This is a genomic window from Streptomyces sp. NPDC046379 (genome assembly GCF_055587785.1).
Genome location: NZ_JBVJFP010000022.1, coordinates 31,697 through 46,004 on the forward strand (window position 1 = coordinate 31,697; position 14,308 = coordinate 46,004).

General features: G+C 73.9%; 13 protein-coding genes. 8 read left to right on the forward strand and 5 right to left on the reverse strand.

What is annotated here, in order from left to right; all coding sequences use genetic code 11:
- Positions 1 to 216: 216 nt before the first annotated feature.
- Positions 217 to 933, reverse strand: a complete 717-nt coding sequence (locus ACZ6KF_RS29755; RefSeq protein WP_469241225.1) for an SDR family NAD(P)-dependent oxidoreductase — start codon at positions 931 to 933, stop codon at positions 217 to 219.
- A 67-nt stretch (positions 934 to 1,000) separates the two neighbouring features.
- Between ACZ6KF_RS29755 and ACZ6KF_RS29760 the strand changes: the two genes are divergently transcribed.
- From ACZ6KF_RS29760 to ACZ6KF_RS29785, 6 genes are all read left to right on the forward strand, one after another.
- Complete coding sequence (locus ACZ6KF_RS29760; protein ID WP_469241227.1) at positions 1,001 to 1,549, forward strand: MarR family winged helix-turn-helix transcriptional regulator; 549 nt, start codon at positions 1,001 to 1,003, stop codon at positions 1,547 to 1,549.
- Between the two features lie 313 nt (positions 1,550 to 1,862).
- Positions 1,863 to 2,552 carry a hypothetical protein gene (locus tag ACZ6KF_RS29765; RefSeq protein WP_469241229.1) on the forward strand — a complete coding sequence of 230 codons (690 nt, stop codon included), beginning with the start codon at positions 1,863 to 1,865 and terminating at the stop codon, positions 2,550 to 2,552.
- Positions 2,553 to 2,653: 101 nt separating this feature from the next.
- Positions 2,654 to 3,109, forward strand: a complete 456-nt coding sequence (locus ACZ6KF_RS29770) for an SRPBCC domain-containing protein (protein ID WP_356630543.1) — start codon at positions 2,654 to 2,656, stop codon at positions 3,107 to 3,109.
- The gene (locus ACZ6KF_RS29775; protein WP_356630541.1) at positions 3,106 to 3,441 is read left to right on the forward strand and encodes an ArsR/SmtB family transcription factor; all 336 of its coding nucleotides are present in this window, start codon (positions 3,106 to 3,108) and stop codon (positions 3,439 to 3,441) included. The genes ACZ6KF_RS29770 and ACZ6KF_RS29775 overlap by 4 nt, the downstream gene beginning before the upstream one ends.
- Positions 3,438 to 4,250, forward strand: coding sequence for an SDR family NAD(P)-dependent oxidoreductase (locus ACZ6KF_RS29780; RefSeq protein WP_356630539.1), 813 nt, complete (start codon positions 3,438 to 3,440; stop codon positions 4,248 to 4,250). Before ACZ6KF_RS29775 ends, ACZ6KF_RS29780 begins: the two co-directional genes overlap by 4 nt.
- A 155-nt stretch (positions 4,251 to 4,405) precedes the next feature.
- The gene (locus tag ACZ6KF_RS29785) at positions 4,406 to 5,227 is read left to right on the forward strand and encodes an isocitrate lyase/PEP mutase family protein (RefSeq protein ID WP_469241232.1); all 822 of its coding nucleotides are present in this window, start codon (positions 4,406 to 4,408) and stop codon (positions 5,225 to 5,227) included.
- On the opposite strand, the gene ACZ6KF_RS29790 is transcribed toward ACZ6KF_RS29785, so the two are convergent.
- Entirely contained in the window at positions 5,205 to 6,500 is a 1,296-nt protein-coding gene (locus ACZ6KF_RS29790; RefSeq protein WP_469241234.1) for a hypothetical protein, read from the reverse strand. The genes ACZ6KF_RS29785 and ACZ6KF_RS29790 overlap by 23 nt on opposite strands.
- A 270-nt stretch (positions 6,501 to 6,770) precedes the next feature.
- Between ACZ6KF_RS29790 and ACZ6KF_RS29795 the strand changes: the two genes are divergently transcribed.
- Positions 6,771 to 8,678 (forward strand): NAD-binding protein, encoded by a 1,908-nt coding sequence (locus tag ACZ6KF_RS29795; protein ID WP_356630713.1) that lies wholly within the window; start codon positions 6,771 to 6,773, stop codon positions 8,676 to 8,678.
- A 528-nt stretch (positions 8,679 to 9,206) separates the two neighbouring features.
- Here ACZ6KF_RS29795 and ACZ6KF_RS29800 read toward each other — a convergent pair.
- Positions 9,207 to 11,030: a S9 family peptidase gene (locus tag ACZ6KF_RS29800; RefSeq protein WP_356630533.1), complete on the reverse strand. Its 1,824-nt coding sequence runs from the start codon at positions 11,028 to 11,030 to the stop codon at positions 9,207 to 9,209.
- A gap of 132 nt (positions 11,031 to 11,162) precedes the next feature.
- Here ACZ6KF_RS29800 and ACZ6KF_RS29805 point away from each other — a divergent pair, with 132 nt between their 5' ends.
- Positions 11,163 to 12,044: an SURF1 family protein gene (locus ACZ6KF_RS29805; protein ID WP_469241236.1), complete on the forward strand. Its 882-nt coding sequence runs from the start codon at positions 11,163 to 11,165 to the stop codon at positions 12,042 to 12,044.
- Between the two features lie 72 nt (positions 12,045 to 12,116).
- On the opposite strand, the gene ACZ6KF_RS29810 is transcribed toward ACZ6KF_RS29805, so the two are convergent.
- Positions 12,117 to 13,418 (reverse strand): hypothetical protein, encoded by a 1,302-nt coding sequence (locus tag ACZ6KF_RS29810; protein ID WP_356630529.1) that lies wholly within the window; start codon positions 13,416 to 13,418, stop codon positions 12,117 to 12,119.
- Positions 13,415 to 14,098 (reverse strand): SigE family RNA polymerase sigma factor, encoded by a 684-nt coding sequence (locus ACZ6KF_RS29815; protein WP_356630527.1) that lies wholly within the window; start codon positions 14,096 to 14,098, stop codon positions 13,415 to 13,417. The genes ACZ6KF_RS29810 and ACZ6KF_RS29815 overlap by 4 nt, the downstream gene beginning before the upstream one ends.
- Positions 14,099 to 14,308: the final 210 nt, after the last annotated feature.

The following is a 14,308-nucleotide window of genomic DNA, read 5'->3' on the forward strand; positions in this document are numbered from 1 at the left end:
TGCGGGGATGCCGAGGTGGAAGGCCGGTCTCTGACCTCGGCGTTGGGTCTCGTCGCGCCTCGCGCGGAGGAAGGTGAGGGTGAGGTCGATGCCCTCGATCGCACCCTTCCAGTCTCGGCCTCGGCCTGCCTCCTTCGTTGCAGGAGCAAGACCCCCACGGCCCCGCACCGCGCTTCTCCACCCCCCCCTGGACAGCCTTCATGGGCGGCCTGAAGCTCACCGCGTCGTGAAGGCCCCGCCGTTGACGTGAAGGGTCTGGCCGGTGACGTGCCGGGCGCCCGGGGAGGCGAGGAAGTGCGACATCTCGGCGATGTCCTCCACCGTGCCCGCGCGCTTGTTGTGCGTCTCCTGGACCAGCGCGTTGTGGCGCTCGTCGGTCATCCGGCCGCGGAAGAAGTCGGTGCCGGTGATGTAGCCCGCGGAGATGACGTTGCTGGTGATGCCGTGCGGGGCGAGTTCGGCGGACAGGGAGGCGTTCCAGGCGGCCAGTGCCGCTTTCGCCGCGCCGTACGAGCCGCCCCGGCGCTCGGCGCCGATCGAGCCGATGCTGATGACGGAGCCGCCCGGGGCGAGCTCGTCCCGCACGGCGGTGGTGGTCAGGACAGCGGTGAGAAGGTTCTGGGCGAGGTTGGCGTGCCACTGGGCCAGCACCGCTTCCAGGGCCGGTACGTCGTCGGGCGCCGTCTCGGGCAGGCCGCCGGCCGCGTTGACCAGGACGTCGACTGCGCTGAACCGGGCGGCCAGTGCAGCGACCTGGCCGGGGTCGGTGGCGTCGCAGGTCACGCCGTGCACGCCCAGCTGTTCGGCGGCCTGATCGACGGTGTCGGGACGGCGTCCGGTGATGAAGACGTCGTCGTGGTCGGCGGCGAACCGTGCGGCGATGGCACGGCCGATACCGCTGGTCCCTCCGGTGACGAGCACGGTGCGGGCCATGAGGATCCCCCTCCTCGCTGCTACGTTTAGGTCTAAACGTAGCCGACGCCCGGGAGAGGACGACACCGTGGCCGACGACGCCGCCGACGCATCCGCGGACTCCGCGCCCCCCTACCCCGCCGCCGAGATCGCCGCGGCCTGGCGGCGGGAACGCCCCGGCACCCCGACCGAGTCGATCGAGATCGTCACGCCCATCTGGAGGCTGGCGAAGTTGTTCGCCGACGACCGCGGCCGGGTCCTGCGCGAAGCGGGGATCGACGCCGCCACCCTCGACCTGCTCTCCGTCATCCGCCGCTCCGGGCCGCCCTACACGCTCACGACCCGAGAGATCGCGCAGCGGACTCTGGTGACCGCCGGAGCGATCTCGCAGCGCGTCGCCCGGGCCGAGGCGGAGGGTCTCGTCCGGAGAGCGCCCGGAACCACCGGCCGCCGGGCGGTGGAGGTGTCACTGACCGCCGAGGGGCACGCGCTCATCGAGCGGTCCGTCGACGCCGTCCTCGGCCGCGAGGCCTCACTCGTGAGTGATCTGTCGGCGCAGGAGCGGGACTCGCTCATCGGACTGCTGGAGAAGCTGACGACGGACGTCCGACGACGCATCCGGGACGTCGAGAGCTGAACCGCGCGGCCTGCCCGGTTGCACGCCGGCCTGTCCGACGCCGGCCTGTCCGGTTGCACGCCGGACCACCACACCGCCCCCCAGCCCGCCACGCACCGGTCATGGCCCCTGGTCGAGGCCCGCCGGGACCCGCCGGGACCTCGTGCGCGAGGGTCCGGCGGGTCGCCGTACCCCTCAAAGAACCGGGCGGCGGGTTGAGGTGGCCGATCCCCGGTTCGGCCAGTCCGCGTCATCGAAGTCCGAGCACGTACACCCACTCACCTGAGTACGCGCACTCACGTCAAGGCGCCGGCTTGATCACAGACTTGGCTCCATGAGACGAAACCCCGCCCTCACCAGTGCTGTTATCCACCCCCCGCGCCGCACGCGTTGCCCCCACCGCCCACTCGCGGCCGCAGCTCTCGCCGCGCTCGGGCTCGCGCTCACCGCCTGCGGCACCGAGAAGGCGGACGCCGGCGGACCGCGAAGCACCCCCTCCGGCACCGCATCCGACACCGCCCAGGCCCGCCCCGGCACGGTCTCGGCCGAAATCCAGAGCCGGATCGAACAGCGCTGTCCCCCGAGCGGTCCGGCGGAGGCACCGGCGGCGGGCCCGTCGGCGAAGACGCTGCCGTCCGGCTCGGCGGAGACACTGCCGGGCGACGCGGTCGAGCCGATCGCCCCGACCTCGGGGCCGGAGGTGGAGTTGAACGCCCGCGACTGGTGCGCGAGCGCCCTCCACGAGGAGCACATCGCCCAAGGGCTCTGGAAGCTGGCGGACCCCACACCCGTCAAGGTCAGGAAGATCCTGAACGACCTCGGCTACCCCGATGACCGCATCCACGGCCTCAAGCAGTCCGGTCCGGCCACGCGGTTCTTCCTCGACCTGCGTGACCGGGGCGGACGGCTCTGCCTGGACGGCTCGGCGGCCGGCGAGGAGACCCTCGTGGACAAGTGCGTCGCCCCCGCGACCGGGCCGTTCACGCCTCCCGCCCGCGAAGAAGAGGCCTCGGACTCCAGATAGGGCGGCCACCAGCAACCCGCAACGAAAAGTTGCGAATCCCCGAGGCGGCGCCTAGAGTCATACGCAACCGATAGTTGCCCAATTCTCACGGGAGGTCCGTCATGGAGCGGGAGTTCGGAAAGCTGGAGCGCGAGATTCGCATCGACGCGTCGCCGGAGATCGTGTTCGAGGTGGTGAGCCGGCCGGAGCACATGAAGATGTGGTGGCCCGACGACGCGACGTTCGAGCCCGTAACGGGGTCGGTCGGCGAGCTGGTGTGGGGGGACCGTGCGGGGGTGGAGGCGATCACCGTGGTGGACGTGGATCCGCCGCGCAGCTTCGCCTTCCTCTGGGTCGCGCCCCAGGGCGAGACGCCGGAGCCGAGCAACTCCCTCCTGGTCACCTTCGAGCTGGAGCCCTCCGGCGACGGCACGATCCTGCGGCTGACCGAGAGCGGCTGGCGGGAGAGGGGCTGGGAGGCCGCCGTACTCGAGCAGGCCTTCCACGACCACGAGCGCGGCTGGGACCTGTACCTGCCCCGGCTGCAGAAGTACGCCGCCTCGGTGGTGGCGCGATGAGCGTCGCCGTCGACGACGAACTCTGGTCGGCGATCGGGGACCCGATCCGGCGGCGGCTGCTCGACATCCTGCTCGCGGAAGGCGTCGGCACGCCGACCAGCCTGAGCGACCGTCTTCCCATCACACGGCAGGCGGTCACCAAACACCTCGGCGTCCTCGGCCGCGTCGGCCTCGTGCACGCGACGCAGCAGGGCCGCGAGCGGCGCTACGAAGTCGACGAGGCCCAACTCGCCCGGGCCGTACGACAGCTGAACGACGTCGGCAGGACATGGGACGCACGGCTCAACCGCATCAAGCGCATCGCCGAAGAGATCCAGCGAGGACGGTCATGAACGGGTTGCTGCTGGACGGCAAGAACGCCGTGGTCTACGGAGGCGGAGGCGCCATCGGCGGCGCCGTGGCGCGGGTGTTCGCCCGGGAAGGCGCCCGGGTCTTCCTCGCCGGGCGGACGCAGGCCCGGCTCGACGCCGTCGCGCACGACATCACCGCGGCGGGCGGCACCGTCGAGACCGCGCAGGTCGACGTCCTCGACCAGCAGGCCGTCGAGAAGCACGCCGACGACATCGCGGCGCGGGCCGGCGGCATCGACGTCGCCCTCAACGCCGTCAGCGTCATGCACGACCAGGGGACCCCGCTGGCCGACCTGTCGCTCGAGGAGTTCATGCGGCCGGTCGACGGATTCCTGCGGACGCTGTTCATCACCAGCAAGGCCGTGGCGCGGCACATGGGCGGGGAGCGTCCCGGCGTGATCCTGACCCTCTCCGAGCCGGGTTCCAAGCTCGCGGTGGGCGGCATCCTGGGGCACAGCGTGAGCGCGGCCGGCAAGGAGGCCTTCTCGCGAGTGCTGGCCGCGGAGCTGGCGCCCGCCAACGTTCGGGTGATCTGCATCCGGCCGCACGCCGTCGTGGACGGGCCGGCCGCGGGGTCGTACACCAAGGACCTCTTCGCACCGATGGCGGCCGCGGGCGGGCAGTCGGTCGAGGAGATGCTCACGGACGGGGGGATGGTGGACGGGACGCTGCTGAAGCGGTTGCCCACGCTCTGCGAGATCGCGGAGACCGCCGCGTTTCTCGCGTCCGACCGCGCCGGCGCCATGACCGGGACCGTCGCCAATCTGTCCGCCGGCGCACTCGTCGACTGACGCCAGGAACAGCGGCCCGACGACCGGGACAACCGGCCACCGGAACAACCCGCCCAGCGGAACAACCGGCCACCGGCACACCCCGACGGCCGGAACGACCGACGGCCGAACGCGGGAACACAGGAACACAGGAACACGAGGACAGGAGATCCGCTGTGTCCGATCTGGTCGACAAGGCCGAACTGCTGCGCTCCCTGCACGTCCCGGGCGACCCGCTCGTGCTGCCGAACGTCTGGGACGCGGCCGGCGCCCGCCTCGTCGTCGCCGCGGGCTTCCCCGTGGTCGCCACCACGAGCAACGCCATCGCCGCCGCCCTCGGCTACGAAGACGGCGAACGGGCCCCGAGCGGCGAGATGATGTTCGTCGCCCAGCGCATCGCCGCCTCGGTCGACGTGCCGGTCACCGTCGACGTCGAGGCCGGCTACGGGATGACGCCGGAGGAACTGGTCGAACAGCTCGTCGGCATCGGAGTCGCCGGCTGCAACATCGAGGACAGCGATCACGCGCACGGCGGTCTGCTCGACGTCGACGCCCGCGCGTCCTACGTCGCGGGAATGCGCGCCGCCGCCGACCGGATCGGCGTGCCGCTGGTCGTCAACGCCCGGATCGACTCCTTCCTCCCCACCTCGCGCCTGGCCGACGACCACAAGCGCGTCGACGCGATCGCCAGGGCCGCGGCCTACCGGTCGGCCGGCGCGGACTGCGTCTTCCCGCCCGGCGCCGGACCGGACGACCTCCGCGCCGTCGCCGCCGCGACCGGCGCTCCCCTGAACGCCGGTCTCCCACTCAACGGCGGCTCGCAGGTCGGCGGCACGCTGGACGCACTTCGGACGATCGGCGTCGTACGGGTCTCCGTGGGGCCGCAGTTGTACCGCGGCGCGCTCGACCGGCTGCGCTCCGACGTGCGGCTGCTGTCCGAGGTGCGGATGCTGTCCGAGGTGCGGCGGAAAGAGGTCAGGGACCCGTCACCGACTTGATCGTGTACGGGTGGGTGGCGCGCTGCCAGACGAGGGTGAAGCGTGCGGTCGGGCGGGTGTCGAGCTGGGGGACCCGGCCGTCCGACGTGACGGTCTTCGCCGTGCCGAACGCGCCGGAACGGCTGACCGGGCGGGCCGTCGCCTTGGTGTAGCTGTACGGCGTCGTGGACGTCGGCACGACCGTGTGGAAGGCCACCATGCCGTCGCCGTCGTCGTCCAGGGCCAGGTCGGGGCGGTCGCCGAGGCCGAGGACGGTGGTGGCGCCGCGGGAGCCGGAGGCGGAGAGGCGGCGGCCGAGGAGTTCGAGCTTGCCGGTGCTGTTGTAGCGGGTCCAGACGATCACCGAGTCGCCGTCGAGGTCGGTGGCCGGCGCGTGGTGGAAGCCTGCCCGGTCCGTCGACGCCGAGATGCGCAGCGGCGACGCCAGGGCGTTGGTACGGCTCATGCGGGAGGCCCAGACCTGGGGGCGGTCGCCGCCGCCGGAACGGTACGAGACGACCGCGTCACCGTCCCGGTCCACCCCGACCCGCACCATGCCGAAGCCGCCGTACGACGCGATGGACGACGTCAGGACCTTGGTGGACGAGATCGAGCCGGAGGCGACCCGGCGGGCCACCACCTCCGAGCCGCGCACCCACGCCACGACGAACCTGCCGTCGCGGCCGACGCCGATGGCGGGTTTCTCGGACGAGGCGCTGCCGAGGGTGATGGGCGCGCCCACGGTGCCGTCGAGCATGAGGCGGCGGGCTACGGCGTACCAGCTGCCGTCGCGGATCTCCGTCCACGCCGCCATCGCCGTGCCGCCCGGTGTCACCGCCACCACGGGGCCGGTCGCCGGGGCGGAGGTGGACAGCTGCCGGACCGAGCCGGTGACCGTGCCGCTCGCCGCGACGCGGCGGCCGACCACGTGGCCGTCCTGCTCCCAGACCACCGCCGAGTCGCCGGTGTCGTCGGAGTCGACTTCTGGCCAGGCCACCGAGGCGCCCTCCGGGGAGAGGCTGCGGACGGTTCCGGCCGTGCCGCTCGCGGTCCTGGTCCGGGTCTGGATGCGGTAGTGGCAGTAGGTCGTGGAGGTGTCGCAGGCCCGCCACGTCAGCAGCGCGTCGCCCTGCCGGTCCACCGCGACCCGGGGCGAGTCGTCGGCCGTCCAGCCCGAGGCGGAGACGTTCCACGTCGAGGTCCACGCCGCCTGTGCGTTCAGGGTGACCGTCGCGGTCAGCGCCAGGCCGGCCGCCGCCGCGACGGACATCCCGGCCAGGAACCGGCGCTTCATCGAACGCCGGTGACGTGCTGCACGCGGAGCCACTCTTCCCCCAACTCGTCGACGCAGCGCGGCGAACGGAGCCGCGCCTCTGTACCCAGCGCAACGTCAGCCTCAAACGTCACACTTCGGCCGTCGTCGGGTCGTCGGCGGCGGTCTTCGGTCCTTCGTGGGCGGTCGTCGGCCCGTCGTCGCCGTGGAACCAACCGCCCCGCCGGTGCAGTGTTCTCCCTCATGGGGAGCGTGACGTATCAGGGTCTGCCGGGCGGGGCGCCCGCGCACATGGTGGTGTGCGGGGACGACGGGCTCGCGCACCGGCTCGCGGGCGAGTTGCGCGGGGTGTACGAGGAGCAGGTGACGCTGGTCGTGCCGCCGTCCGGGCGGCGGGTGCGGCAGCCGGTGGTGGGGCGGGCCCGGGCCGCGTCGGCGGCGTTCCTGGACCGGGTGCGGGTCGTGGGCGCCGCGGGGCGGGGCGGCGGCAACGGCGGCGCCGCCCGCGGGGACGGGGAGGGCGCGGGGAACGTACGGGTGGTCGAGGCCGCCGAGCCGACCGAGTCCGTGCTGGCCGACGCCGGTGTGGAGCGGGCGGCCGCGCTGGCGCTCGTGTACGACGACGACGAGACCAACATCCGCGCCGCCCTCACCGCCCGCCGGCTCAACCCCCGGCTGCGGCTGGTCCTGCGGCTGTACAACCGCCGGCTGGGCCAGCACATAGAGGAACTCCTCGACCAGGCCTCCCTGCTGGCCGTCGCCGGGCCGGACGGCACGCCCGCCGCGTCCGGGCTCGACGCCTCCACCACCGTCCTGTCCGACGCCGACACCGCCGCGCCGGCGCTGGCCGCCACCGCGCTCGCCGGGACCAGCAAGGTCGTCCAGACGCAGGGGCTGATACTGCGCGCGGTGGAACGGCAGCCCCCGGAGCCCGGGCTGGTGGCCGAGCCGGGGCTCGTCACACTGGCCCTGCTCTCCGCCACCAGCAACGACCCGGCCGGGGCCGACGGCTCGGAGAGCAGCGGGGCGCAGGGGCCGCAGCTGCTGCCGGACGCGGCCACCGTGCAGGCCGCCACCGGGCGCGGGACCGTCGTCCTGGAGCAGGTGTCGTACGCCGGGCCCGCCGTGCCCGCCCAGCGCGCCGGGGTGCCGCCGCTGGCCTCGCTCTTCTCGCGGCGGCTGCGGTGGACGCTGGCCGGGCTGGTGGCGTGCGTGGTCGCGCTGTCCGTCGCGCTGACCGTGGTCACCGGGGACCATCCGCTGCGCGCCACCTACCTCACCCTCCTCGACCTCTTCGCCATCAACGAGGCCGCCACACAGGAGGCCACCGCGCGGCAGATCCTCCAACTCCTCACCGGGCTCCTCGGATTGCTGCTCATGCCCGTGCTGCTGGCCGCCGTGCTGGAGGCGCTCGGCACCTTCCGCACCGCGTCCGCCCTGCGCAAGCCGCCGCGCGGGCTGAGCGGGCACGTCGTGCTGCTCGGGCTGGGGAAGATCGGCACCCGGGTGCTGACCCGGCTGCGGGAGCTGCAGATCCCCGTGGTGTGCGTCGAGTCCGACCCCGAGGCCCGCGGCCTCGCGACGGCGCGGCGCTTACGGGTCCCGGTGGTGCTCGGGGACGTCACCCAGGAGGGCGTCCTGGAATCCGCCAAGATCCACCGGGCGAACGCGCTGCTCGCCCTCACCAGCGCCGACACCACCAACCTGGAGGCCGTCCTCTACGCCCGCGCGCTGCGGCCCGACCTGCGGGTCGTGCTGCGGCTGTACGACGACGACTTCGCCACCGCCGTCTACCGCACCCTGCGCGCGGCGCACCCCGGCGCGCTTACCCGCAGCCGCAGCGTGACCCACCTCGCGGCGCCCGCGTTCGCCGGGGCGATGTACGGGCGGCACGTCCTCGGCGCGATCCCCGTCGAGCGGCGGGTCCTCCTCGTCGTCGCCCTCGAGGTCCGGGGCCAGCACCAACTGGAGGGCAGGACCGTCGCCGAGGCGTTCAAGCCCGGCGCGTGGCGCGTCCTCGCCCTGGACGCGGCCCACCGGCCGGACGCCCCGGACCTCACGTCCCCCGGCTCGGCCCCGGTCTGGGCCCTGGGCCCCGACCACGTCCTCAAGCCGGGCGACCGCGTGGTCCTGGCGGCGACCAGGCAGGGCCTGGCGGAACTGCTGGGCCGCAGGCGAAGCGAGCGGGCGGGGGCGTAGCCACCCGGCGGGAGCGCAGCCACCGGCCGGGGCACAGCCACCCGGCGGGAGCGCAGCCACCGGCCGGAGCGCAGCCACCCGGCGGGAACCCACCCACCGGCCGGAACCCAGCCACCCGGCCGGAACCCACCCACCGGCCGGAACCCAGCCACCCGGCGGGGCCGCAGCCACCGGCCAGGGCGCAGCCGCCGGACCACCGGCGTCACCGCCCGCTGGACCAGCCGGCGATCGCCGCCGGACCGGCAGCGTCACCTCCCGACCACCGGCGTCACCGCCGCTGACGAACGCCGGGCGCGGGATGCCGGGCGCGGGATGCCGGGCGCGGGATGCCGGGCGCGGGATGCCGGGCGCGGGATGCCGGGCGCGGGATGCCGGGCGCGGGATGCCGGCGGCGGTGTTCCGCGCCCCGGCGTGCCCGCACCCGTGGTCCCGCACCCCCGGCACCCTCGTCCCGGCGTCCCCAGGAGGCTCAGCAGGCTCGGCCTGAGTCCGGGCCGCTCCCCCGCCGGGCCCCGGCACGGGCTGCCCTCAGACCGCCAGTCCCTTCAGGTGCCGTTCCGCGAAGTCCAGCTCCAGGCGGACCTGCTTGATGCGTTCGTCCACCACCAGGGAGCCGTGGCCCGCGTCGTAGCGGTACACCTCGTGGACCGCGCCTCTCGCCTCCAGGCGCTTGACGTAGTTCTCGATCTGGCGGATGGGGCAACGCGGGTCGTTCACGCCGGCCGAGATGTACACCGGCGCCTTGACCCGGTCGACGTACGTCAGCGGGGACGACGCCTCGAAGCGCTCCGGCACCTCCTCGGGGGTGCCGCCGAGGAGGGTGCGGTCGAGGGCCTTCAGGGCCTCCATCTCGTCGTGGTACGCGGTGACGTAGTCGGCCACCGGGACCGCCGCGATGCCGAGCGTCCATGCCTCGGGCTGGACGCCCAGGCCGAGCAGGGTGAGGTAGCCGCCCCAGGAGCCGCCCGAGAGGATCAGGCGGGCCGGGTCGGCGAGGCCGGAGGCGACCGCCCACTCCCGGACCGCCGCGATGTCCTCCAGCTCGATCAGGCCCACCCGGTGCTTGAGGGCGTCCGTCCAGGCGCGGCCGTAGCCGGTGGAGCCGCGGTAGTTGACGCGGACGACCGCGTACCCGTGGTCCACCCAGGCAGCCGGGCCGGCGGCGAAGGAGTCGCTGTCGTGCCAGGTCGGGCCGCCGTGGATGTCGAACACCGTGGGCAGCGGGCCGGTCGCCCCCGCCGGCTTCTGCACCAGCGCGTGGATCCGGCCGCCGGGGCCCTCCACCCACACGTCCTCCACCGGCACCGACCCCGGCGACTTCATGCCGGGCGGGTCGAGCACCACCCCGCCCGCCGTCGAGCGCACCGCGGACGGCTGCGCGGCCGACGACCACAGGTACTCCACGGTGCCGTCCGGGCGGGCCGTCGCCCCGGACACCGTGCCCTGCGGGGTCGTGATGCGGCCCAGCTCCCGCGTGGCCAGGTCGAACCGGAACAGCTCACTGCGCGCCTCGTGACTGTGGACGATCAGCAGCGCCGAGCCGTCCGGGTACCACTCGGCGCTGACGTCGCCCGGCAGCTCCAGCGCCAGGTCCGTCTCCTCGCCCGAGGCCACGTTCCACACCAGCGGCTCCCAGCGGCCCCGCCGCTGATGCCCGATGAGCAGCCGCGTGTCGCCGTCGACCGGCGCGAAACCGAGCACCTCCAGGCCCAGCTCCAGCGTCCCGTCCTTGGTGTCGTCCAGCTCGGCGACCGTCGTGCCGTCGGGGCGCAGCACCCGCAGCGCCGAGTGCATGGCGTCGCCGTGCTCGGTGTGCTCGACGGCGATCAGTGAACCGTCGTGGGACAGGTCGCCGACGCCCGCCGACTCGCGGTGCCGGTAGATCTCCACCGGCTCGCCCTCGCCGAGGCGCGCGAGGTGGATCGTCGTGCCGTCCTCGTCGGTGGAGCGGCCGACGACCGCCGTCCGCCCGTCCCGGCCGAGCGCGAGGCCCGCCGGGTAGGAGGGCTCGAGGCCGGGCACGGCCGGCTCGTCCGCGCCGCCGGTGAAGGGCTGCCGGCGCCAGATGCCGAACTCGTCGCCGTCCTTGTCGTCGAACCACCAGATCCAGGCGCCGTCCGGGGAGAGCACACCGTCCGTCGTGCCGTTCGGCCGGTTCGTGACCTGGCGCTGCTCACCGGTCGCGCGGTCCCAGGCGTACAACTCGTACGTCCCCGTCGCGTTCGAGACGAACAGGGAGCGGTCCGGGGCGTCCCACGCCCAGTCGGGCAGCGACACCCGCGGCGCCCTGAACCGCTTCTCCCAGTCCGGCATCTGATCGTTCCGCGAGGCGGACCCGTTGCTCTCAGTCATGGCCCCATACTGCCTGCCCGCACCGACAGTCCGCTGGCCCGCTCCCCAGCCTGTGGAAAACTCCCTCGCTCTTCCACCGCGCCCCCACCCCCGCGACCGGCCGTCCACAGCCGGACCCGTACCGTTGAGGGCGTGTACCGGTTTCTGCTGACGCCCCGCTGGTGGGGGATCAACGTCTTCGTGCTCCTCGCCATCCCCTTCTGCGTCTTCATGGGGTCCTGGCAGCTGAGCCGGTTCGAGGACCGGGTCGCCGACCACGAGAGCGCCCGCGAGCAGGCCGCCACCGACCGGGAACAGGCCGCCCGGCCGCTCGCCGAGCTGCTGCCCGTGGACAAGAAGACCTCCGGCGACCAGACCACCGCCACCGGCCGCTACGGCGAGCAGCTCCTCGTCCCCGACCGCGAGCTGGACGGCGAGCGCGGCTTCTACGTCCTGACCCTGCTGCGCACCGGCGACGGCAAGGCCCTCCCCGTCGTCCGCGGCTGGCTGCCCGGCGCCGCCGACCGCGCGAAGGCCCCCGCGCCGCCCGCCGGGAAGGTCACCGTCACCGGCGCGCTCCAGGCCTCGGAGCTGCCCGGCGAGAACGGCGTGCCCGCCAAGAGCGGTCTGCCGGCCGGGCAGACCGGCGCGATCAGCGCGGCGTCGCTGGTGAACCTCGTCCCCTACGACGTCCACGACGCCTGGGTCACCCTCAACCAGGGCGACTCGGGGATGCGGGCCGTGCCGGTGAGCGCGGCGCCCGACACGGGCCTCGACCTCAAGGCGTTCCAGAACCTCGGCTACACCGGCGAGTGGTTCGTGTTCGCGGGCTTCGTCGTCTTCATGTGGTTCCGGCTGTTCCGCCGCGAGGCGGAGTTCGTCCGGGACGCGGAGATGGGGCTGCTCCCCCAGGAGGCCCAGGATCCCCGGGAAACCCCGGAAACCCCGGAAACCCCGGAAGCGCCGGACTCCCGGGGGTCGCACGAACCGCAGGAGGACCGGCGGACGCCGGCCCCCAGCGACGTCCAGGCCTAGCCCCCGGCCCTCCAACGCTCCACCAGGCCCTCCGGGTCCACCAAGCCCTCGGTTCCTCCGGGCCCTCCGGGCCTAAACGCCCGCCAGCACCCCGGTCCGGTACACCGTCCCCGCGCAGGCGTTCGTCACCGTCGCCGAGACCGTCGGGGAACCCGCCTCCGCCGTGTAGGAGACGACGACGCTGCCGTCCTGGGTGCCGTCCGCCCCGAACAGCTGCGGGGCCACCCCGGTGTCGCCGCCGGTGGAGCTGCCGTCCGTGGTGGTGCCGGGGTTCTGCGTGGGCGACGGGGCGGGCGAGGGGCCGCCCGTGTCGCCGCCGTCGGTCTCGCCGGAGTCCGTGGGGCAGGTCTGTGAGGGCACCCAGGCGAACCTGACCTCGTAGGAGGAGCCCGGCTGGAGGACCAGCTGGGGAACCTCGGTGGACGGGTCGGGCAGTGCGGCCGCCGCGTCGCCCGAGGTGTGGGCGAGCACGCTGATCCGGGTCGGGTCGGCCGCGCCCTGGGCGAGCGGGCTGACCGTGCCGGCGCCGCCGACCGTGCAGCCCGCCTCGGAGACGTTGGTGATGCGGAAGGTGCCGTAGACGGAGCCCGCGGAATCGGGGACCTCCGTGGTGGCGGTGGCCGAGCCGAGCTGGTCGGCCGTGCAGACGGGGGCGGTCATGGCCGCGGTCGCCGAGGGGTACGCGTCGGCGGCCTTCTCCGCCTCGTCCACGGGCCGTCCGCTCTCGCCGTCCGCGCCCTCGGTCCTCCCGCCGTCGGCCTCGCCGTGGTCCTTCTGCTCGCCGGACCCGCCCGAGGTCTGCTGCGCGCCCTCGGTGCTGAGGCCGTCGCCCGAGCCGCCCTGCGCCTGGGAGCCGTGGCCGGCGATCGAGGGGTTGGCGTCGGAGCCGGAGGAGTGGGAGATCTGCACGGCGGCCGGTACGGCGGTGCAGACGAACAGCGCCGCGGCGACCATGCCGACGGCGGCCTGCCGCTTGCGTGCCTTCCGGGCGGGAACCGCCCGGCGCAGATGGTCCAGCGTGCCGTCGCGAGGCTCGATGTCCCGCACCGCCTGGTGCAGCAGCCTGCGCAGTGCCAGCTCGTCCGAGTCGAGCCCGGCGGGTCCCTGACCGTCGGGGCCCTGGTCGTCGGGGCCGTGGTTCACAGTTCCGTTCCCAGCGTGCGAATGGTTCGGCTGTTCCTCTTGCGCCTCGGTCGGCTCCCGCAATGTACCGGAGTCGTCCGCACCGACCGGACGGGCCGGGCCGCCCCCCGCGGGGACGGGACCGGCCGGGTCGTCCCCCGCACGGGGCTCGCCGTCGCGCGTCGGCTCGCGCCACTCGTACGGCTCGTGCGGCGCGTGCGGGTGCCGCCGCCCCTTGTCGTCGTCGGTCATGCCGGCGCCCCCATGGCGACGCGCAGGGCCGCGATGCCGCGCGAGCCGTACGCCTTCACCGAACCCAGCGAGATGCCCAGGGTCTCGGCGACCTGGGCCTCGGTCATGTCCGCGAAGTAGCGCAGCACCAGCACCTCGCGCTGGCGGCGCTGGAGGCCCTTCATGGCCTTGATCAGGGAGTCGCGCTCCAGCTGGTCGTACGCGCCCTCCTCCGCGCTCGCCATGTCCGGCATCGGCTTCGACAGCAGCTTGAGGCCGAGGATGCGGCGGCGCAGCGCGGAGCGGGAGAGGTTGACGACCGTCTGGCGCAGATAGGCCAGGGTCTTCTCCGGGTCGCGGACGCGTTTGCGCGCGGAGTGGACGCGGATGAAGGCCTCCTGGACGACGTCCTCACAGGAAGCGGTGTCGTCCAGCAGCAGGGCGGCGAGGCCCAGCAGGGAGCGGTAGTGGGTGCGGTAGGTCTCGGTGAGGTGGTCGACGGTGGTGCCGGCGGCCACGACGCCGTCGACGCTGTCGGCGCCGTCACGCGGACTGGGGATGCGGGCGGGCCGCGCTGCGGGCATGGGCGCGATCACCGGCATGCCGCCGGGCGCGCCGGACGCACGGAGGTGCGGCGGGCGCCGGGGCGGCCGGAGGGCCGTGCCGCGGGCCGCCACGGGGAAGTCGAGTACGTCTGCCACGCCAGTTGGACACGTCCGACCGGGTGAGGGTTGTACGTGCCGGACGTCACGTTCGCTCGCGCCTCGTCAGGCAGCACGGCCGACGGTGCCTCATTCGCCCTCATACATCCCGCTCTTCCCCTATGTCCCGTACGAGCGGGCGTCCCCTTGCCCGCTCTCGGCGTCCCCACGCCTGGCAACCACACCCGGAAGGGCGACCGCAAAGACGCG